The following is a 1,234-nucleotide window of genomic DNA, read 5'->3' as shown; positions in this document are numbered from 1 at the left end:
TCCTCGGGCGACCGCGAGGTCAGGTAGGGAACGACGACGAGCCTGCCGCCGTACAGCAGCGAACCCCACAGCTCCCAGACCGAGAAGTCGAAAGCATAAGAGTGGAAAAGCGTCCACACATCACCCGGACCGAAGTCGAACCACCCCTCCGTCGAACGCAGCAACCGCACCACGTTCTGATGCGGAACCACCACACCCTTGGGACGCCCCGTCGAACCCGACGTGTAGATGACGTACGCGGGATGATCCGGGGAGATCGCGATGCCGAGATCGGTCGCGGGAACGCTCGGGTCGTCCAAACCCTCCAGGTCCTCCAGGCGCAAGGTCAGGACGGCGCGGGCATCCTGCACCATGAAGGCGATCCGGTCTTCCGGACAGTCCGGAAGGATAGGAACGTAGGCCGCCCCCGCCTTCAACACCGCGAGAGTGGCCACCACCAGCTCCGCCGAACGCGGCAGAGCAAGCGCCACGAACTGCTCAGGCCCCACACCCCGTTCCACGAGCCGCCGAGCCAGACGATTCGCCCGCGCGTTCACCTCCCCGTACGTCCACGACACACCCTCGAACGACACCGCCACCGCACCCGGACGAACCGCCGCCTGCTCCTCGAACAGAGCGGGGATCGTCGTGCGCGGGACGTCGCCGCCCTTTCCGCCCGCCCAGCGGCGCAGCAGGGTGCGCCGTTCGCCGCGGTCGAGGATCTCGGCGGTGGTGATGGGCGCGTCGGGGTCGGCGACGAGTTCGCGGACGAGGCGCTCGAACCGGCGGGCGATCGCCTGGGCGGTGGCGGGGTCGAAGAGGTCGAGGGCGTATTCGAGTCCGGCCTCGATGCCGGCGGGCGCGCCGTCGCCGCCGTGCCGCTCCTCCAGGTAGAGGGAGAGGTCGTACTTGGCGGCGCCCGCCGCCAGGGGCTCGGCGCCGCCGGTCAGGCCGTCCAGTTCGAGCCGCGCCTCGGGGTTGTTCTGGAACGACAGGACGACCTGGAACAGCGGGTGCCGCGCCATCGACCGGGGCGGGTTGAGCACCTCGACGAGCCGCTCGAACGGCAGGTCCTGGTGCGCGTAGGCGGCGAGGTCGGTCTCCTTCACCCGTCCCACCAGCTCCCGGAACGACGGGTCCCCTGAGGTGTCGGTGCGCAGGACGAGCATGTTGACGAACATGCCGACCAGATCGTCCAGAGCCTCGTCGGTCCGGCCCGCGATCGGCGAGCCGATCGGCACGTCCGTCCCCGCGC

General features: G+C 69.8%; 1 protein-coding gene. It reads right to left on the bottom strand.

Annotated elements, in window-relative coordinates; all coding sequences use genetic code 11:
* Positions 1–1,234: AMP-binding protein (locus AB0H37_RS45015; protein WP_360618856.1), on the bottom strand; the 1,234-nt coding region annotated here is incomplete at both ends.

Origin of the sequence: Actinomadura sp. NPDC023710 (assembly GCF_040639875.1) — a bacterium.
Taxonomy (GTDB): Bacteria; Actinomycetota; Actinomycetes; order Streptosporangiales; family Streptosporangiaceae; genus Spirillospora; species Spirillospora citrea.
Note: the sequence above shows the minus strand (reverse complement) of the source record. Positions and strands in the feature narration are given on the sequence as shown.